At 55.8% G+C, this 19946-nt stretch carries 16 protein-coding genes and 1 tRNA gene; 5 read left to right on the forward strand and 12 right to left on the reverse strand.

The genetic code is table 11. The annotated features are described in order from the left end of the window. Window positions 1-8: 8 nt before the first annotated feature. Window positions 9-2816: a DNA gyrase subunit A gene (gyrA, locus tag HCG46_RS16635; protein WP_077292873.1), complete on the reverse strand. Its 2808-nt coding sequence runs from the start codon at window positions 2814-2816 to the stop codon at window positions 9-11. A 226-nt stretch (window positions 2817-3042) separates the two neighbouring features. On the opposite strand from gyrA, the gene HCG46_RS16640 reads away from it, so the two are divergent. Then, on the forward strand, window positions 3043-3678 hold the full coding sequence (locus HCG46_RS16640; RefSeq protein WP_168686853.1) for a MarC family protein: 636 nt from the start codon (window positions 3043-3045) through the stop codon (window positions 3676-3678). A 518-nt stretch (window positions 3679-4196) separates the two neighbouring features. Here the strand turns inward: HCG46_RS16640 and HCG46_RS16645 are convergent. Next, window positions 4197-4601 carry a helix-turn-helix domain-containing protein gene (locus HCG46_RS16645; RefSeq protein ID WP_022998664.1) on the reverse strand — a complete coding sequence of 135 codons (405 nt, stop codon included), beginning with the start codon at window positions 4599-4601 and terminating at the stop codon, window positions 4197-4199. Window positions 4602-4707: 106 nt separating this feature from the next. On the opposite strand from HCG46_RS16645, the gene HCG46_RS16650 reads away from it, so the two are divergent. Together HCG46_RS16650 and HCG46_RS16655 are read left to right on the forward strand one after the other, a co-directional pair. Then, window positions 4708-5742: a zinc-binding alcohol dehydrogenase family protein gene (locus HCG46_RS16650; protein ID WP_168686854.1), complete on the forward strand. Its 1035-nt coding sequence runs from the start codon at window positions 4708-4710 to the stop codon at window positions 5740-5742. Between the two features lie 67 nt (window positions 5743-5809). Further along, window positions 5810-6145, forward strand: coding sequence for a TraR/DksA C4-type zinc finger protein (locus HCG46_RS16655; protein ID WP_168686855.1), 336 nt, complete (start codon window positions 5810-5812; stop codon window positions 6143-6145). 23 nt (window positions 6146-6168) lie between these two features. On the opposite strand, the gene HCG46_RS16660 is transcribed toward HCG46_RS16655, so the two are convergent. From HCG46_RS16660 to guaA, 3 genes are all read right to left on the reverse strand, one after another. Continuing rightward, window positions 6169-6690 (reverse strand): hypothetical protein, encoded by a 522-nt coding sequence (locus tag HCG46_RS16660; RefSeq protein ID WP_168686856.1) that lies wholly within the window; start codon window positions 6688-6690, stop codon window positions 6169-6171. A 114-nt stretch (window positions 6691-6804) separates the two neighbouring features. Continuing rightward, complete coding sequence (locus HCG46_RS16665; protein WP_075282781.1) at window positions 6805-7527, reverse strand: hypothetical protein; 723 nt, start codon at window positions 7525-7527, stop codon at window positions 6805-6807. 293 nt (window positions 7528-7820) lie between these two features. After that, a complete protein-coding gene (gene guaA / locus HCG46_RS16670) occupies window positions 7821-9392 on the reverse strand; it encodes a glutamine-hydrolyzing GMP synthase (protein WP_062488775.1) in 1572 nt (523 codons plus the stop codon). A gap of 267 nt (window positions 9393-9659) precedes the next feature. On the opposite strand from guaA, the gene HCG46_RS16675 reads away from it, so the two are divergent. Next, entirely contained in the window at window positions 9660-10859 is a 1200-nt protein-coding gene (locus HCG46_RS16675; RefSeq protein ID WP_168686857.1) for a tetratricopeptide repeat protein, read from the forward strand. A gap of 19 nt (window positions 10860-10878) precedes the next feature. Here the strand turns inward: HCG46_RS16675 and HCG46_RS16680 are convergent, their stop codons facing one another. The 4 genes from HCG46_RS16680 to HCG46_RS28465 all read right to left on the reverse strand — a co-directional run bounded on the left by HCG46_RS16680 (window position 10879) and on the right by HCG46_RS28465 (window position 16291). Next, window positions 10879-12171 carry an RsmB/NOP family class I SAM-dependent RNA methyltransferase gene (locus tag HCG46_RS16680; protein WP_168686858.1) on the reverse strand — a complete coding sequence of 431 codons (1293 nt, stop codon included), beginning with the start codon at window positions 12169-12171 and terminating at the stop codon, window positions 10879-10881. Between the two features lie 50 nt (window positions 12172-12221). Further along, window positions 12222-13724 carry an IMP dehydrogenase gene (gene guaB, locus HCG46_RS16685; protein ID WP_022998672.1) on the reverse strand — a complete coding sequence of 501 codons (1503 nt, stop codon included), beginning with the start codon at window positions 13722-13724 and terminating at the stop codon, window positions 12222-12224. A gap of 204 nt (window positions 13725-13928) precedes the next feature. Next, window positions 13929-14636, reverse strand: coding sequence for an RlmE family RNA methyltransferase (locus HCG46_RS16690; protein ID WP_022998673.1), 708 nt, complete (start codon window positions 14634-14636; stop codon window positions 13929-13931). After that, on the reverse strand, window positions 14633-16291 hold the full coding sequence (locus HCG46_RS28465) for a Ppx/GppA phosphatase family protein (RefSeq protein WP_353621827.1): 1659 nt from the start codon (window positions 16289-16291) through the stop codon (window positions 14633-14635). The genes HCG46_RS16690 and HCG46_RS28465 overlap by 4 nt, the downstream gene beginning before the upstream one ends. 343 nt (window positions 16292-16634) lie before the next feature. Between HCG46_RS28465 and HCG46_RS16700 the strand changes: the two genes are divergently transcribed. Beyond that, window positions 16635-16708, forward strand: a tRNA-Gln gene (locus HCG46_RS16700). 75 nt (window positions 16709-16783) lie between these two features. Here the strand turns inward: HCG46_RS16700 and HCG46_RS16705 are convergent. From HCG46_RS16705 to HCG46_RS16715, 3 genes are read right to left on the reverse strand one after another with little or no spacing between them, the layout of a single operon-like run. Next, on the reverse strand, window positions 16784-18025 hold the full coding sequence (locus tag HCG46_RS16705; protein ID WP_168686859.1) for a hypothetical protein: 1242 nt from the start codon (window positions 18023-18025) through the stop codon (window positions 16784-16786). Between the two features lie 6 nt (window positions 18026-18031). Further along, window positions 18032-18757 carry a TfuA-like protein gene (locus HCG46_RS16710; protein ID WP_168687192.1) on the reverse strand — a complete coding sequence of 242 codons (726 nt, stop codon included), beginning with the start codon at window positions 18755-18757 and terminating at the stop codon, window positions 18032-18034. After that, on the reverse strand, window positions 18754-19923 hold the full coding sequence (locus HCG46_RS16715) for a YcaO-like family protein (RefSeq protein ID WP_168686860.1): 1170 nt from the start codon (window positions 19921-19923) through the stop codon (window positions 18754-18756). The genes HCG46_RS16710 and HCG46_RS16715 overlap by 4 nt, the downstream gene beginning before the upstream one ends. Window positions 19924-19946 lie beyond the last annotated feature (23 nt).

Below are 19946 nucleotides of genomic sequence, written 5' to 3' on the forward strand. Positions count from 1 at the left end.
ATCAGAGATCAGGCTTCCGGAGGCGTTTCATCTCCTTCGGCGGAATCGTTCCCGGCGTCATTCTCACCCGGTTCAGCTGAACCCTCAGCTTCTCCTTCCAGGGCGTCTTCGAGGACATCGTCTTCATCGACTTCGGAGATCCCTTCGACCGCAACGACCTTTTCGTCGGCTGCCGTCTTGAAGACGATCACGCCCTGGGTCGCACGCCCGGCGATGCGGATACCGTCCACCGGACAGCGGATCAACTGGCCACCATCCGTCACCAGCATGATCTGGTGGCTGTCCTCGACAGGGAAAGACGAGATCAGTCCGCCATTCCGGCTGTTGACAGCCATGGCCGTGATGCCTTTGCCGCCTCGGCCGGTGACCCGGTACTCGAAGGAGGACGTCCGCTTGCCGTAGCCGTTTTCAGAGATGGTCAGGATGATCTGCTCGGCTGCACTCATCTGAGCGTAACGTTCCTGAGGCAGATCGCCGGCAACTACGCCCTCTTCATCTGCACCATTGCCGTTCTCATCTGCTTCTCCACGCATTGCACGGGAAAGCTTCAGGTAAGCGGCGCGCTCTTCTGCTGTTACATCGATGTGGTGCAGGATCTGCATGGAGATCACACGATCCTCATCGGCCAGACGAATTCCGCGGACCCCGACAGAATTACGACCGGCGAAGACACGAACATCCGTTACGGGGAAGCGGATACACTGACCGAAGTTGGTCGTCAGCATCACATCGTCATGTTCAGAACAGGTGTCGACGCCGACAATCCCGTCACCGTCTTCCAGCTTCATGGCAATCTTGCCGTTCCGGTTGATGTTGACGAAATCGGACAGTTTGTTGCGCCGGATGGTGCCACGTATGGTCGCGAACATCACATCCAGGTTTGCCCAGCTGTCCTCGTCTTCCGGCAATGGCAGGATCGAGGTGATCTGTTCGCCCTGTTCGAGAGGTAGCAGGTTGATCAATGCCTTTCCGCGCGAGGTCGGTCCGCCGAGTGGAAGACGCCACACCTTCATCTTGTAACAGATGCCGCGCGAGGAGAAGAACAGAACCGGCGTGTGGGTATTGGCGACGAACAGCCTGGTGACGAAATCCTCGTCCTTGGTTGCCATGCCGGACCGGCCCTTGCCTCCGCGTCGTTGTGCACGGTAAGTCGCCAGCGGCACGCGCTTGATGTAGCCACCGTGAGACACGGTCACGACCATGTCTTCGCGCTGGATCAGGTCTTCTTCGTCGAAATCTGCCCCGCCTTCGATGATTTCGGTTCGGCGCGGAGTTGCAAATTCTTCCTTGATCTCAAGCATTTCGTTGCGGACGATCTCCTGGATCCTGGCCCGGGAGCGCAGGATATCGAGATAGTCGGAAATTTCCGCACCGATCTTGTTGAGTTCTTCCTCGATTTCATCGCGGCCCATCGCCGTCAGGCGCTGCAGACGCAGATCGAGAATGGCTCGTGCCTGTTCTTCTGACAGTTTGTAGGTGCCGTCGTCCTGCACCATGTGGCGCGGATCGTCGATCAGAAGAATGAGCGATTCAACATCCTTTGCCGGCCAGTTGCGCTCCATCAGCTGCGCTCTCGCCGTTGCCGGGTCCGGAGCGCTGCGGATGAGCTTGATGACTTCATCGATGTTGGCAACAGCGATGCCCAGGCCCACCAAGATGTGGGCACGGTCGCGGGCTTTCTTCAGCAGGTAGCGTGTGCGTCGCTGGATCACCTCCTCGCGGAAGGAGACGAAGGCGCGCAGCATGTCGGAGAGGTTCATCTGCTCCGGCTTGCCGCCGTTCAGAGCAACAATGTTGGCACCGAACGATGTCTGCAACTGACTGAAACGGTAGAGCTGGTTCAGGATCACGTCCGGAACCGCATCGCGCTTCAGCTCGATCACGACCCGCATGCCCGAGCGGTCGCTCTCGTCACGGATGTCCGAGATGCCCTCGATACGCTTGTCGCGCACCAGTTCGGCAATCTTCTCGATCATCGTCGATTTGTTGACCTGATACGGAATTTCCGTGACGATCAGGGCCGTCCGGTCCTTGCGTACTTCCTCGACGTCGACTTTCGCCCGCATGACGATCGAACCGCGGGCCGTTTCATAGGCACTACGGATACCCGACCGACCGAGGATCATGCCACCCGTTGGGAAATCCGGGCCTGGAACGATCTGCATCAGTTCTTCGAGTGACATCGCCGGATTTTCCATCACGGCAATGGCGGCATCGATCACTTCGCCCAGGTTGTGCGGCGGAATGTTGGTCGCCATGCCGACTGCGATACCGCCGGCCCCGTTGACGAGGAGGTTCGGGAACTTGGCAGGAAGGACGACGGGCTCGCTCTCGGAGTTATCGTAGTTTTCCTGAAAGTCGACCGTCTCCTTGTCGATATCGTCCAGCAGTTTGTGGGCGACTTTTTCGAGACGGCACTCGGTGTAACGCATGGCCGCTGCTGGATCGCCGTCGATGGAGCCGAAGTTGCCCTGCCCGTCAATCAGCGGTAGCCGCAGCGAGAAATTCTGCGCCATGCGCACCAGTGCATCGTAAATCGCGCTGTCGCCATGCGGGTGATACTTACCCATGACGTCACCGACCACGCGGGCCGACTTGCGATAGGGCTTGTTCCACTCGTAGCCGTTTTCGTGCATCGAGTAGAGAATGCGCCGGTGAACCGGTTTGAGGCCGTCGCGGACGTCAGGCAGCGCACGCGACACGATCACGCTCATCGCGTAATCGAGATAGCTGCGCTTCATTTCATCGACGATGGAGACCGGTTTGATATCGGACGGAAGACCGTCAGTGGGCGTGCTGTTGTCCTGGTCAGCCAAGGAAGACACTCATTTCATTGTTATTGCTTGCTCTTTTATATCCGATTCAAGACGCCACTCCAAATTCTCGGCGCTTTTCCACCTAAGTAATAAGGGTTTAATTTCAATGCTTTACGAGGAGTATACACAGGGGGCAAAAATCATTTGGCTTGAGAACATGCCAGCACCTCGCAAAGCACTATAGTAAGGCGACAAAAGCGCCTGAAAAACCGGTCCGGGAATCGCCATGCTCGACTACTACATCAACGCCTTCGCGACCTTATTTGTCACCATTGATCCGGTCGGTCTGGCCCCGATGTTTCTTGCAATCACGGCTGGAATGAGCAAGCACGACAGGCGCAAGGTCGCCATTCGGGCAACCATTACGGCGGCAGCCATACTCCTTGTTTTTTATGCGTCCGGACAGACGGTGCTGAATGTACTCGGCATCTCCGTTTCCGCTTTCAGGGTCGCCGGAGGCATCCTGTTGTTCCTGATCGCGATCGAGATGATTTTCGGCAAGCGCCAGGCGCGTAAAACCGAAACCGCCGAAAAGGCGATGGAATCGGAATCGCATCATGGAACGATCAATGAACTCGCCATCTTTCCTTTGGCGATACCGCTTATTTCGGGACCCGCGGCAATCTCCGCGATCATCCTGTTGTCCAGTCAGGCTCCAGATACCCTCGCCTATGCAGGCCTCGGCGGCGTCATCGCGATCATCCTGCTGAGTTGCATGGGAGCCTTTCTCTTGGCTGACAAGATTGAACGGCTCCTGGGAGAAACAGCACAGCTGGTTATCACCCGTCTTCTCGGCGTGCTGTTGGCAGCTCTATCCGTACAATTCGTTGCGGATGGCATTTTGGCCTTTATCCGCACCTGACTGAGGCAACGCTTAACGGTCCAGGTTCAACTTGTATTCTTGTGGCGAAACACCGTGCACCGTGTCTCGTGCCCGGATGATGACCTGTGACACTCCCTCTGGGATCGTGATGCCCGATTGGGATCGCGTGAAGGGTTGTTCGTCGACATGGGGGTGAAGGAGCACTCTCTCGCCTAACAATTCTCCGTCTGGCGTCAAGATCTGCCAGAGGTCGGCGTAGTGGTCCCAACCCGTATCGTCATGCCTGAGAGTTACTGCGAAGGTCCACGTGCCTGCAGATCCGGTTGCTTTTGCCGAGACAATCTCGACCTCACCTGCCCGTGCTGAGCACGCTCCGAACACTAAGGACAGGAGCAACACCGCAAGCGCTGTCGAACATCTTAGGTTCATGACGCATTTCTCCCTTGGATTTCACAGGAGCATCCTCGCAACGGGCCGCGGATTGACAAAGTCACGAATGCGTCAGGAGGCTCAATGGTTTGCGAGCGACAAACGAAACTCATCTGCCTGGAAAAACGTCAGCCTGCCTGCTGAAGGTGGCTGTCCCGTTTAAACCCTTTTGGCCAGAGCGTCTTGTTTTCGTTCCCCCAGCGTGCAAGGGCCTTCACCACCGGCTCCAGCGACACGCCAAGGTCGGTCAGTTGATATTCAACCTTCGGCGGAACAACAGGATAGACGGTCCTCACGATCAACCCGTCAGCTTCCATACTACGGAGTTGAGCGGTCAAGATCCGTTGTGTGATGTCCGGAAGCGCTTTCTGGAACTCGTTGAAGCGCATGACTTCTTTTTCCATCAACAGGAACAGAATGACGCCTTTCCACTTGCCGTCGATCAAACTGAGCGCTGCTTCGACAGCACAGCCCGGATGGCAGCCATAAACGTCCTTGACCAGTTTGGGTCCTGATTTCCTAACGGTATCCATTTTGTGCCTAAGGTTCTTTTTTGTCAGTTACGGCTAGAATTGTGCATTCTTGCGCCAAACAATTTTATGATCAATTTGATTGGTACGCAAATCAGGAGAACACAGCATGCGTGCCATCGGATTTTTTGAACCACTTCCTATTGATGACCCGAAGTCGTTGACTGATCTCGACCTACCAAGGCCGGTGCCTTCCGGAAAGGATCTTCTCGTTGAGGTCAAGGCTGTTGCGGTCAACCCAGTCGACACCAAGGTGCGGCAATCCCGAACTTCGCAAAACGGCGCGCCAGTCGTCCTTGGATACGACGCGGCCGGGATCGTCGCCGAAGCTGGTCCTGACGTTACCAGCTACAAGGTGGGCGATGAGGTCTATTATGCCGGCGACATCACCAGGGACGGAACCAACTCGGAGTACCATCTCATTGATGAACGCATTGTGGGCCGCAAACCCACGAGCCTGAGTTTTGCCGAGGCAGCAGCCATGCCCTTGACGGCGATCACCGCCTGGGAAGCCCTGTTCGACCGGCTGAAAGTGAAGGACCCGGTTCCGGCTGGTTCGAACACTCTCCTGATCATTGGCGGTTCGGGAGGCGTCGGTTCCATTGCGGTTCAACTTGCCCGCCAATTGACGAACATGACGATTATCGCAACTGCTTCACGACCGGAGAGCCGTTCCTGGGTGAGTGAACTTGGTGCGCATCATGTTCTCGATCATTCAAAACCGATGGCGCCTCAGATCGAAGCTCTGGGACTGGAAGCCCCCGGCTATGTTTTCTCGACAACGCACACAGAGCAACACGTGAACGACATTGCAGAATTGATCGCGCCACAGGGCCGTTTTCTGCTCATCGACGATCCCGACAACGTCAGCATTGGGCCCTTCAAACTGAAGGCGATATCGATCCACTGGGAGATGATGTTTACACGTTCCATGTACCAGACAACCGATATGGATGAGCAACGCAAGCTGTTGAACAACGTCGCTGACCTTGTTGATGCAGGCAAGCTCAAGACCACATTGACGGAAGTGATTGAACCCATCAATGCAGACAATTTGCGCGTCGCACATCAGAAGATTGAAAGCAATAAAACCATTGGGAAGATCGTTCTTGCCGGGTTTTTAGGATCAAGTGATGCCGTTTAACAGGTGACACTTACCTCCTCTTGCACAATCAGGCCGCCGTCTTCATGCTTTCGCTGGAGGCTTGGAGATGGCGGAACACAACGTTGAAGACATTCGGATCAAGCTCTTGTCGCTCAAGTCCGAACTTGAAACATTGAGCGAATTGTCCGGGGAAGCCCGTGCCGCGGTGGAGCTAGATCAGCAATCAGTCGGTCGATTGTCGCGTATGGACGCGCTTCAAGGACAAGCTATGGCACAGGCATCCGAACGGCAGCGCCGGGCGACAATCCAGAAAATCGACGCGGCCTTATCAAGGTTGGAAGCTGGCGAATACGGTGACTGCGTGGAGTGCGGTGAAGAGATTTCCGTGAAACGGCTACAGGTGGACCCGGCCGCAGCATTCTGTATCAAATGCGCAAGATAAGGGCACACATTTCACTCTCAGGCCTATCGCTCGAAATGTCGACGCAAGCCTGTCAGGAAATCCGACACTTTTCGTGAAATCTCAACCAGCGGGAACGCCTTCAGCCGAGATTCCGTCCAGTCTGACTGCGGAGCAAGCTGCATCTGCAGTTCGACTAGTGCTTGTCGTTCCCCGATACCAAGCGGAAGTTTTTCAGCCGCTGCCAGGAGCAGCAGTTTCTCATGAATTTGCCGCAGGACGGAAAGCGCCTCTCCCATCCGTTCCGTAAGTCCGGGATCATCCCGCCATGTGTGCCCGTGAAACACTTCCTGCGTCACACGTTGTCCTGCACCGTGACAATCGTAGCTAATGCATCCACTGAAACCGAGACGCGACCTGTCAACGAAGATGGCACAACGTCCGCAGCTATCAAGTTTCGGGCAAACCTCGCCTGCTGCCTTGTCGATACCAAAGGACTCGGATTGGTCAAATGCAAAGACAACACAGCAAAGGGCTGCACAAGAAGCACAGTCTGGTGTCAGGTTCGGATGCCGTGGTGTATTCATTCACGCTCAAATCTCAACAAGGCGCTGAGCCACCAATTTCGAGAGCTCGTATCGTGATCTTTCGAAAGCCTGTCGGGTATTCAAATCTATTAAGTTGAGCAATCCAGTCTCTTTTCAAGAAGAGACTTCTTCCCCGTCAACTCTGACAGCCATGAAGGACTTGGTCAAAAACAGGAATTTTTCCTGCTTGACGAGCGCATCATCGAAAAGCGCCTTGAACATGGACTTGCTCAGCAGGCGCGCGCTTTCGACGATTTCGACGGCCTCATCGGTATTGGCCCCTTTTGCCCAATGCCCCAAGGAAAAGTGAGCAACAAGCCAGACCCTTAAAGGCTTCGGCAGCCAATGGAAAAAGAGCGTCATGCAATGCGGCTCAATGGGAAACCAGAAATTTGGTGTCTGGACAAAATAACCGCCGTGGAAATCCCGGATATTTGACGCAAACCGCTTCATTTGCGCCCAGTCACCAACATGCTCGATTACCGAGTTTGAATGGATCAGGTCAAAGTCCTGAGGGTCCAGGTAACTCCAGATGTCTTCTGTGGCATTACCTGTCAAAAAATCAAATCTCCCGTCTGCCTCAAAGGCTTGAGATCCCGGTAGATTTAAAAGGGTAATCTGTACGTTGTTGCGATCCAGAAAATCTTTGTCGATGATGTTCCAATATTGAACAGTCCCGCCAATATCTAGTATTTTTACACGGCCCTTCTCAGAAAACTTACTCTCTATCAATTCACAAAAATACTTAATTCTCTTTTTTCTAGCTGCTTTGCCGAGACTGAAGCCGTCATTTTCATATCCAGAAATAATTTTAGTTAATTTACTCACTTCAATCATTCCCATCTTTATTCGGCGAAGCAACTGATAGAGCAACAGTTTGTGGACTGTTTATATGAGCGCCTGCAAATATTCAGTTAATCGAAGCAAATTGCAGTTCGTTCACAGCATCGAGGCGCTATAAACAAAAGCAAATGCACGAGCACAATCATTGACCTTTCGCCAATGCATGCAGGCTCGACAATCGTTCGTGCAGTCACATTCCTGCGTTCGCAGAGTTACCTGCGATATTTCGGTCCGCCCACGTCAAGACCCGCCAAGCAACGTCGGGTCCAAGTGATCCAAAGCCTTGCTTATTCCCACTCAATAGTGCCGGGTGGTTTTGACGTAATGTCATAGGTTACGCGGTTGATGCCCTGTACCTCATTAATGATACGGGTTGCCGTCTCACCCAGGAAATCATGCGTGAAGGGGAAATAGTCGGCAGTCATGCCGTCGACTGACGTGACGGCTCTCAACGCGCAGGCGTAGTCATATGTGCGGCCATCGCCCATGACACCGACCGTTCGCACTGGAAGGATGGCAACGAAAGCCTGCCAGATATCGTCATAGAGACCGTGCTTACGGATCTGGTCGATATAGACCGCATCAGCCTTTCGAAGAATTTCAAGTTTCTCGCGGGTGATTTCACCCGGACAACGAATGGCAAGTCCAGGTCCCGGGAAGGGGTGGCGGCCGATGAACTTCTCGGGAAGGCCGAGTTCACGGCCAAGCGCCCTCACCTCGTCCTTGAAGAGCTCACGCAGCGGCTCGACCAGCTTCAGTCCCATCTTTTCCGGCAACCCGCCGACATTATGATGCGACTTGATGGTGACCGACGGACCTCCGGAGAAGCTGACGCTCTCAATCACGTCCGGATAGAGCGTACCTTGAGCGAGAAACTCAGCGCCCTCAATCTCATTCGCATGTTTCTGGAAAACGTCGATGAACAGTTTTCCGATGATCTTGCGTTTGGTTTCCGGGTCGGAAACACCGTCCAGCTCTCCCAGGAACAGTTCGCTCTCATCCGCATGGATCAAGGGAATGTTGTAGTTGTCCCTGAACATGGAGACCACTTCTTCCGCCTCGTTCAGGCGCAACAATCCGTGGTCCACGAAGACACATGTGAGCTGATCCCCGATCGCCTCATGGATCAACACAGCAGCAACGGAGCTGTCGACACCACCGGACAGACCACAAATGACCCTCTTGTCACCAACCTGCTCGCGGATGCGCGCAATGGCATCGTCCTTGTAGGCTCCCATAGTCCAGTCACCGGTGAAGCCGGCAAGTCGGACGAAATTCTCATAAAGCTTCTTGCCGTTCGGCGTGTGGTGCACTTCCGGGTGAAACTGTACGGCGTAGAAGTTTCTCTCCTTGTCCGCGGTAATCGCGTAGGGAGCGTTTGGCGATGTGCCGAAGACCTCAAAGCCTGGTGCGATCCGGCTGACATGGTCGCCATGGCTCATCCAGACCTGTTCTTTCCCGTCGGCAAACCATCCATCCAGGATCGACAGTTTGTTCTCGACTGGTGTTACGAATGCTCTGCCAAACTCGGCCGTGCCGCCACCGCCGGAAATCTTGCCACCGTCAACCTGTCCGCCCAACTGCTGCATCATCACCTGTTGGCCGTAACAGATCCCCAGGATCGGAACGCCCATTGTGTAGACACTTTCCGGCGGACGCGGTGAACCGGCTCGCGTAACCGAATCCGGGCCACCTGAGAAAATTACTGCCTTGGGCGAAAACTCGCTCAAAAAGGCGTCGGTAACGTTCTGATATGGATGGATTTCGCAGTAGACATTTAACTCGCGCAGGCGCCGCGCGATGAGCTGCGTGACCTGGGAGCCGAAGTCGATGATAAGAAGGCGCTGATGCTGGGTCATGGCCAGCTTCTAACCGGTCTTTTGAGTAAAATGAACCCGAATTTCACAGCCGATGCTGTCCCGCACAAGATTTTGCCGCCAACGCCTGTTCCGCGGCTTTCTTGTGTCGTAACTTTGGCGGGCAAATGTTTCCGGCGGACAAGCTGTGTACGGCTGAAATTCGCTTTTGACCGGCGCGCGCCTGCTCCTTAGGTTAACCATAAGCCCCCGTGCTTCGTCTCCGGTGAGACAAGCTGCTGGCAGGTGCTTTTAGGAAAACCGACCCAGATGACCGCAGCTGCCCGTAAAGCGTTTGAAGAAGCCGTAGCCCTTGAAAATGCGGGCAATCTTGACAGGGCGCTGGTGTCTTATCTGAAAGCCCAGGAACTGTCGCCGGACGACACGGAAATTGCCTACAGAACGGCATCCGCGTTGCTCCAGACCGGGTATCTGGACGAAGCGCAATCGCAGTTACGCCGCATCGTGTTTGCCGAACCAGACCACCTGAATGCTCGCGCGAGTCTCGGAAACTGTCAGTTGCTGCTCGGTGACATGGCAAACGCTCGGCAAAATTTTGCTGATGTGCTCTCTCAAGCACCGGACAATCGAAACGCGCTCTATGGTCTTGCCAGTGTTTTGCTGAAAGAAGACAAACCCGAAGAAGCTTCCGTTCCGGCCCGACGCCTAGTCGAGCTACTGCCGGATACGCCAGCTGTCTTGTCTCTTTTCGCAGACACACAGGCGCGTGTTGATCAAAAGGCCGCAGCGATCGCGGCTTATCGGAAAGCGCTGAAGGCCGATCCGGATTACGGTCCTGCGCTAATTGGTCTTTCGCAGACATTGCTGCTGCGTAAGCGCTTTGACGAAGTGATCGAACTGACGATACGGGCAAGTGAGCGAGCGCCGGCAGACCCGCTTCCCCTGGACCTGTTGTCCGATGCACTCGCCGGGAAAGGCGCCTTGGAAGATGCTCGTGAAGCCGCGCTTGCCGCGTTGAAGCTATCTCCGAGATCAATACAGACCCACGTTCGGCTCAGCAGTATTGCGCGTAAGTTTGGAGATCATGGTGCAGCTCTGAAACACGCCCTGGCCGCGCACGATCTCGACAAATCAGCAAAAGAACCTCTGAATGCACTTGGAGCCGCCCTCGCCGCACTCAAATATTCCAACCAGGCTAGATCCGTCCTGACGGCCATGTCTCGAGGCGACGGTCTGGAGCCGGCTATTCGAGAACTGGTAGAAGGCCTGGTTGTCGCCGAAAGGAAATCACCGGAAGCAGGCCCAGTGAACTCCCCTGCGACTTCAGCAACGGAAGCACCCTCGTCAGATAATCCCGACGATGCTGCAAAAATCGCTCAAGAAAAAGAAACCAAACAGGAAATTCAACACCAGGAAAGCCTGGAGCCCGTGACTTCAAAGAAGTTACTCGCAACAGACGGCGATCAATTGCCGAACGTTCTTGGGCTGCGCCGTCAGGACAGATCCTGACGGCAAAAACTGTCTGATCTCACTGCACGCGCCGGAACAGGGCAATGAAGAAACCGTCCGTTTGGGTAGACCCGGGCGTCAGCAGAATGTCGCCACGGTCAGAAACGTATTTCGGGAGCCGTGCATCCGGCAGAGTTGTTTTCCAGATATCCAGCGCGGAATCAGACTGGAACGACGGATTTTGCTCCAGGAACCAGTCCGCCTGGGCCTGGTTTTCCTCACGCAGGACGGAACAGGTCGCGTAGGCGAGACGTCCCCCCGGCTTGACGTATCTGCTCGCGCTTTCCAGGACACGGCGCTGGTCTTCGATACGATCCTGCAAGGCCTTTTCCGCCAGCTTCCACTTGGAGTCCGGCCGGCGACGCCATACGCCGGTCCCCGTGCAAGGGGCGTCGATGAAAACCAGGTCCATCTGATCGACAAGATCGTCGAGGCTTGAGGTTGCAGGATCTCTCACCTGAATGTTTCGAACACCGGCCCGCTGCAGTCTTTCGTGGATCGGAGCAAGCCTGAGCCGGTCCGCGTCATAGGCATATAGCTGCCCCTTGTTCTGCATGGAGGCAGCCAGAGCCAGTGTCTTGCCACCACCGCCAGCGCAAAAGTCCAAAACCTGATCACCAGGTTTGGCTTGCGCAAGATGAGCCGCCAGTTGGCTGGCCTCGTCCTGCAATTCAAACCAACCCTTTCGGTAGCCTTCCTCGGCCTGAACATGCGGCATGCGGCCAAGATCAGGCTTGGCCTCGATGCGTGCACCAACTGGTGACAGCGGTGTTGTCTTTGCCCCGGTATGAGCCAGCCGCTTGAGAACCTTGTCCCGGTCAGATTTGAGCGTATTGGTTCTCATGTCGACCGGAGCGCGTGTTGCCAGCGCCTGGCCTTCTGCAATGGCGCTTTCGCCGAAGACGGTCTCAAAATGTGGCCAAAGCCATTCTGGAATATCTGCCTGTTCAAAAGGCGACGGCGTGCTGTCAGGCTCCTGCGAGAGGCAAGCGATTTCATCAGCTGACAATGCAGCCGGAGCATGATGATCCTGCTCAAGAATGTCGCTTAACGCCTGCAGGCCTTTGCCCCAACTCAGGCAATAGGTCGCAAGAACAACGGCTCTTGCCGAACCGTCTTTCATTCTTGCACCAAGCGAAGCCTTGTTCCGAAGTGCGTCAAACACAAGATTGCCGATGACCGTCCGGTCACCAGAACCTGCAAACCGGTGTGCGGAACCCCAGTCTTTCAGGGCAAGCTGCACAGGCCTGTGCCGCGTTTCCACTTCAGTCAGGACTTCAATTGCCGCCGCCAGGCGTCCGCCATCTTTCATGCTGTTCCTTTGCGGGGCGCCTGTTCCAAAGCGCCCCGATAACGAGTGGTTTAAACGTTGGACGGGTAATTTGGGCTTTCCCGTGTAATCGTCACATCATGGGCATGGCTTTCCCGCAGGCCTGCACCAGAGATCCGAACAAAACGCGCCTTTTCCTGAAAATCAGGAATGTTGCGGCCGCCAACATAGCCCATGGCAGCCCTCAAGCCACCTGCCAGCTGATGCAGAACGCTGCCAAGCGCACCTTTGTATGGCACCTGACCTTCGATACCTTCCGGTACAAGCTTGAGACTGTCGCGTACTTCCGCCTGGAAATAACGATCGGCCGAGCCACGTGCCATGGCGCCGACGGACCCCATGCCCCGATAGGATTTGTAGGATCGTCCCTGGTGCAAATAGACCTCGCCCGGGCTTTCTTCAGTGCCTGCCAGAAGAGAGCCGACCATGACGGACGCCGCGCCAGCGGCAATCGCCTTGGCCAGGTCGCCGGAAAATTTGATGCCGCCATCAGCGACCACAGGTACGCCCTGCTTGTCCGCTTCGTTCACTGAATCCATGATGGCCGTTAGCTGCGGAACGCCAACGCCAGCGACAATTCGGGTGGTGCAAATGGAACCCGGGCCAATGCCGACTTTTACCGCATCTGCACCGGCATCAATCAAAGCCTTGGTTGCGTCACTGGTTGCAACGTTGCCTGCAAGTACCTGTACGGAATTGGAAAGGCTTTTTACCCGGCCGACCATGTCGAGAACCTTCTGGGAATGGCCATGGGCCGTGTCGACCACAAGAAGGTCCACACCTGCGTCGATCAGACGTTCTGCGCGGGCAAACCCTTCTTCCCCGACGCTGGTTGCCGCTGCAACGCGTAACCGGCCCTGATCGTCCTTGGACGCATTCGGATTGAGCTGCGCCTTTTCCATGTCCTTGACGGTGATGAGACCGATGCAGTTCCGGTTGTCATCCACGACCAGAAGCTTTTCGATGCGGTTCTGATGAAGGAGCCGCTTGGCGTCATCCTGGCTGACGTTCTCGTTGACAGTGACGAGATCGTCCTTCGTCATCAGTTCATGGATTTTCTGGTCGGGATTGGACGCGAACCGCACGTCCCTGTTTGTCAGGATGCCAACCAGCTTGCCAGTAGTCTGACCGCCTGCTCCGCCGTTTTGAACGACCGGAACGCCGGAAATGCCATACCGTTTCATCAGGTCAAGGGCGTCCTGCAGGGTCGCGTCCGGCCCGATGACCAGCGGATTGACCACCATTCCGGATTCGAACTTCTTGACCATCCGAACCTCTTCGGCCTGCTGGTCGAGAGAAAGGTTGCGGTGAATGACGCCAATGCCACCAGCCTGAGCCATGGCGATTGCCAAACGGCCTTCGGTAACTGTGTCCATTGCCGACGAGATGATCGGAATATTGAGTTCAAGTTCCCGTGTGACCCGGGTGCGCAGGTCAACTTCACCCGGCATGACTTCCGAGTGGCCAGGGATCAGCAAGACATCGTCAAACGTCAGGGCTTGCTGTCCAGTGGTAGGGACATAGAAGGATGCCATTGCCAATTCCCCTTTGTAAAAAAATAGCTGAGACGCACGCTTTGATCAAAAGCCTGCATCTTTCGAGTCGCTTCGGCTGTGCCGGAGAAGTTGGCGCGGGTCAATAACACGCAGGTGACAGAAAGAAAAGGGGGTGACGCCCGCTATGGGGCGTTCCCCCTGTCTCTCATGGCAAACCGGCTTCCCGGTCGAGTTGAAAACGGTTCAGTCCGGATCAAGATCACTTCCGCGAAAGCCCTTCGCGATCACATAAAGTTCCGGGCTTTCCTTGCGACTTGCCGGCGGTTTCAGATGGGCGACCGATTTGAATTCGCGTTTCAGGTCGTTAAGCAGTGCATTTTCCGTCCCGCCCCGAAAAACTTTCGCCAGGAACGAGCCACCCGGAACGAGGTTGCGTCTCGCGAAATCGATTGCGATCTCGAAAAGATGCGTCGTGCGCAAATGGTCGGTCTGCTTGTGGCCAGTGGTCGGCGCCGCCATGTCGGACAGAACGACATCGGGCTTGTGGCCACCGAGCGCTTCCAGCAAGGCGGCTGGAGCATCGTCGTCCAGAAAATCCTTTTGCAGGAATGTCGTTCCTCGCACGTGGTCCATTTCCAGATAGTCGATCCCGACCACCTTGGGCGCTTCCACGGAGGACTGTACCCTTTCCACCGCAACCTGACACCAGCCACCCGGTGCACAACCAAGATCGACCACCCGGTAACCGGGTTTCAGCAATTTGTGCTTGTCGTCGATCTCTATCAGCTTGTAGGCAGCTCGCGACCTGTAACCGTCCATCTTCGCGCGGCGCACGTATGGATCGTTCAATTGCCTCTGCAGCCAACGCGTGGAGGATTCGCGCCGACCAGCGGACGTCTTCACCTTGACGTGGAGACCTCGGTCGCCTGTTCCCTTTTTGCCCTGACTCATGTTCTGTTCCCTTGGCGCCCGCGATTATGCCGAGAGCCGTTTTTGCGGTGCGACCAGACACCATCGGCCGCCATCAATTCTGTAAGAATACCTTCGCGAAGTCCTCTGTCCGCGACGCGCAGACGTGAGCAACTCCAGCGGCGGCGGATAGCTTCCAGGATGGCACAACCTGCCAGAACAAGATCAGCCCTATCCGCACCAATGCATGGATTATCCACGCGTGCCTCATAAGGCATGTCGCGCAGCTGATCAATCATTCTGGAGACGTCTCCATCTTCCAGCCAGGTACCGTCGACCCTGCGCCTGTCATAACGTTTCAGGCCCAGATGGACACCGGCCAGTGTGGTAACCGTACCAGATGTTCCGAGCATATGGACCCTGCCCGACGCGATAGCTTCGGTCAGGTTATTAGCAAGATTGAACGCTGCCAGATGTTCGGCGGCATCTTCAATCATGGCTTCGAAGATATCCGGTGTCACGTGAACACCGCCGTGCCGCTCTGCAAGGTTGACGACGCCGACCGGCAACGAGATCCAAGACCGGATGAAGCGGGTCAATGCATAGCCCCGTGCGCCACAACGGTTGCGCAGATCCAGCCAGACGATCTCCGAGGACCCTCCGCCGATATCGAACAGAATCACGCCATCGGCGTCGTGATCCACAAGCGAAGCGCATCCGGCGACTGCCAGGCGAGCTTCTGTCTCGCGGTTGACGACCTCGAGCGCCAAACCTGTCTCCGCCTTCACCCTTTCGATGAAGTCAGCTCCATTTTCGGCTGCCCGGCAGGCCTCTGTCGCGATAAGCCTTGAGCGCGCAACCCCTCTGTCGGCGAGTTTCCGGTGGCATTGGGCAAGAGCATCGATTGCCCGCTCCATGGCCGCATCGCTCAACATTCTGTTCGAGCCGACACCTTCTCCGAGGCGCACTATTCGGGAATAGGCGTCGACCACACGAAATCCGCGATCTTCAGGTCGGGCGATCAAAAGCCGGCAATTGTTGGTCCCAAGATCAAGCGCGGCATAAAGCGGTGAGTTGTTCCTGCCCGCAGTCCGATCATATGGTGCAGGATTACGAGAACCGTCGACCTGTTCCTTCCGGCTTGCCGACGGGCGATTTTCACCATCCCGTCGCACACGCAATTCATGATTACGGTGGAAGGGGGTACTGGTATTCTTTTCGAGTGTCTTTGAGCTGACAACGATGTCGCCATCGTTTGTCCGTGCAACAGGGACTGATTCCGCTCCGTTGGCGGACTGTTTGCGCCGTCGGCCGCGTCTACGGGCTGCCTTCTTACCCTTCAGGCTCGTCGTGGTGTCAGGTTGTCGTTCCGCACCATCCTGGTTCAGCCCACCTGCCTGGACGTTTTGCACGCCCTCACCACCGGCTGCCCGCCCGCGCTTCCGTTTTTTGCGACGTTTCTGGGAAGTGGACGCACCCTCACCCTTTCGCGCAGGCTGTTCCTGCGCGGCGAGTGCTTGATCGACGGGTCCGGTCACAGCACTGGACGGAATTCGCCCGTCCGTATCAGGCACTCCGTTGACGACACCGTTTGCCTGTGTCGCAGAGTTGCCTTTGGGGCGCTTGCCAGACTTGCGCTTTCGGCGTCGTCTGGATGTTCCCCCGGGCTCCCTGGGAGCCCCGCTGGTTCCGGACACATCAGGGGTACGACGCCCTTTCTCGGGCGGTTCCTGACCTGACTGAGTCACGTTTTTGCCTTTCAGATCTCCAGTGCTGCCGCCGTTTTTCAAGGGGCGCTGCTGGGGACTGCGTCTTTCGTTGACAAAACTGTAACAGGTTGCCCCTCGTCGGAAAAGCTTTCCTTGAAACGAATGCATACAGTCTTTCGCGAGACTTTCCACAGGCATGCAATTTCACAAAAAAGTCGTCGACGGGTCTTGCAATCGTGAATGTGATGGATGTATATGCGGCACACCAATCGAGAGCGACCAATCATTTCGCTCTGTACCGACGATTGGCAGCTCGCCTTATGAGCATTGTTGGGGAATAGGTTAACGGTAGACCCACGGACTCTGACTCCGTTAGTCCTGGTTCGAATCCAGGTTCCCCAGCCAACCTCTTCTTCTAAAAAACTAGCCTGATGCTGAAGACGCACCTGTCCGTGTCGGTTTACATCTAGTTCCGTTCGATCAAGTTGCTTGCCGTCTGATTACCTTGCTGGCACAGCGCAGTGCGCCATTTGCATGGGCAAGGCTTTCCCAGCCAAAGACCTGCTTGGGGTCGAAGCCGAGATCCTTCCAGATCCTGGCGTTCTCCGCATCGAATTCCATGAACCTGCTGTCTTCGCCGAAGCATGGCAACCACATGATTGGTTTGCCATTTCCCTCTCGTACCGCATTTTCCAGAAGAACGTTGTTGTAGAGTCGCGGTCTGACTGCGTTCTTTACGTCGACACCACAGGGAACTGGATTGCGGATAATTTCGAAACCCTGGTCCCTCAGCCAATGTTCCGACGCATCGAGAAGTCTCTTTTCCCGCTTCGCCTTGCTGATGGCTTCTGGGGCCACGGCCACCGGGTCTGCCAGCAATAACAAGTGCTTGCCGTTGTGGCGCAAACCTGTTGGAGAAACATATCTGTCGACATGGCTTTCGCACCGCTCAATGGTCGTAACCAGATCCGGCCGCAAATGAGAAAATGGAAGGTCCCCGAGCAGATCATTCGCTGTTTGCCAGTCCAGGCCTCCCTCACGGTTAGAATCAGCAGTGTTCTTGCCGGCCTTGTTTTTATGAGTATCGACGGTGGTTTTTTCGAACAAGTCTTGTCTTCGGTATCCCCAATAGCAGACAGGTCTGTTATCGAGTTCACCGATACGCCGATCTGCGGCAAGCAAAGTGCTGTCACCGCCATACTTGTTGGAGGCTGATCTCAACCGGCTTGTGTGACCGATGAGACGAAAGCCCTCACCAACGATCTGGTCTCCACCGGGCAAAAAGAGTGGGAGATCGTGGCAGGCGACAGAGAGGTGTTCGGCCAGTAACCTCGGCAAGATGCCCCTGGGCCAGTCGCATGCTGGAGCGGCAATCCGCAGGTCGTTGCCTCGCGTTTGTACCAGGATGGAATCCTGTGCCCAGATATCTGCACTTTCAAGCGGCCTAGCGCCTGCCACGACAATGTCATAGCGACACTCGGTTTGTGTTTCGATCCAGCCCCTTGCAGCCGCCTCGTTAAAAGCATCCGCAAATGCCAGGATTGAAACACTCGAAGGAATGGCCTTGAGCAAATTTCCGATCGCGGCAAGTATCTTTTCGGCGTGAGGATTGCCGGGATCAAAAACCTTTTGAGGTAGTGAGATCGCTATCGTTTCAATCAGACCGCCACAATCCGGCACGATTGACCATGTGGTCCTGGCTTTTACAATCTCCATTTTCATTAGCTGTCACCTGCCGAGAATTTCTTTTTCAAGTGACTTGAGAAAAAGGGTGTTCTGTATTTTCCAACTGTCCTGACCATCATGCGTCTCAATCTCGATGTTCTCTTTCAGATTGGTCAGGAGCTTTTGAGCGTCTTGCCGTTTCAAGCTCTGCTCGAACTCGGGCAGGCACTTCAGAAAGTGAGCGCTTTCAGCTTCGGAAAGTCCTGTTTCGCTCAGCACGCGCACCCAGGTTCGCGTAGAAAAATGCAGACCGGTTGCAGCTTTCAGCAATGCATCATGTGCGCTCTCGGCAATGAACCCGCCTTTCAAAGCTTCAGACAGCGTCGCCTCCGCATCCACCAGCGCCAGTGTCAGCGGGTAATAGCCCAGTTCTGCCGGAGCGTGCGAAACAGCAACATCCGCATCCGATTGACGCCTTCCCGCTTGATAGTCTGCAAAAATTGCCCCGACACCAACCATCCCGAATGGGAAACACTCTGCAGCCCGTAATGCGCCCATGCTGGCCGCGCCGTACACCTTGCACCCCTCCTGTAGGGCGAACAGGATTTCCTTGTGCCAGACAGAAGGGGTGGAGTTGAAGTAACCATCAATCAATCCGATCACGCGGCGCCCCTGCCCCACGGCTCGCAGAATGTCTCCGCGTGCCGCAGGTGGGAATACGTCCAGGTCGTCAAAAAGATCGCCGGCCAAGCCGTGAACGCTCGGTCCTGCAAAAACGACGGGTTTCAACATGCAGTGCTCAGCACTTCCGTCGTCAGCAGTATCGAGTTCATGGACATTTCGGAGAAGCTGCCGGAATGCGCGTTAAGGCCTGTGACGATCGTCCTCACCACGTGAACGTCCGGGACCGGCGATTTGAGCGGGAACATGTAGGCATCTTCAATACCAGCCGCCCGCATCAGCTTCAGGACATCCTGCCACCCCATGGACGACTGCCTTGCAGGGCGGAACTCAGCCTCAAGTTTGGCGAGAGGAATGAGTGGTGGCTGGTTCCTGGCCACGCCATCCTTGGACTGCTGAAAACGATCCATCGCAAGGTCGTCGCGCGCACCGGCGATGTCCGTCAGACGTGACTGCACCGCTTCAAGCAAGGCTGCGAGTATCGCCTCGGCAACGTTCGTCCGGCAGGCAATTCCGGCAGGAGCACGCGAAATGACACCGGATGGCCCATTCACCTGCCGCGAGATGACAGCGGCAATGACCGGAAGTTTCACGCGTCCTGGAAGGGCGTATATGTGAAGATCAAGCCCGGCTTTTGAGACCTTCTCCAGAATGGCGTCTAGATCGGCGTTCGCGCCCTCGTAGTCGGTGACCTCCCGGATATTGTTGACGAACAAACCGAAAGTATCGACCACACTGGACGTGTCATGTTCCACGAGTTCAAGCAGGGCGTGTTCGATGGCCTTGTCGATCGAGAAATGCGCCGCCAACCCCTGGGATGTCATACGGAAGGCATGACGGTCCCAAGGCATGTCGCTACGCATGTCCATCCCGACCAATTCGTAGGGCGCGAAGCGTTGCTCGCCGGATATCAGGGACGTTCCAGGAACCCAGGCGCGCTGGCGGGTCGGGTCGAGCTGATGCGGGTTGACCCTTGCTAGATCAAAGAACGGAATGACGCTCCTTTGCTGGCGCGCCATGTCTTCGATCGTCGCGAACTCCGTGACGTGCTGTCGCGGTTGTTCGGCGACAGCACATTCCACGGCTTCCATGATCGCTGAAATCTTCGCCTGATCGTTGGTCACACCCTTTCCCTGGGAAACGGAAAGAGACCTGGAATTTGGCCTGGTTGCGAACCAGACCGGTATCCCGATCGTGTCCAGCCCGGTGATCTCACCCAATCTGGTTATGCCGAAGCTGCGCAGGAATTGCGGAGAGAAAGGATCGGATTGCACAGCGGATACCTCCTGTAGCGGTG

Origin of the sequence: Labrenzia sp. PO1, from assembly GCF_012273635.1 — a bacterium.
GTDB classification, from domain to species: domain Bacteria; phylum Pseudomonadota; class Alphaproteobacteria; order Rhizobiales; family Stappiaceae; genus Roseibium; species Roseibium algicola.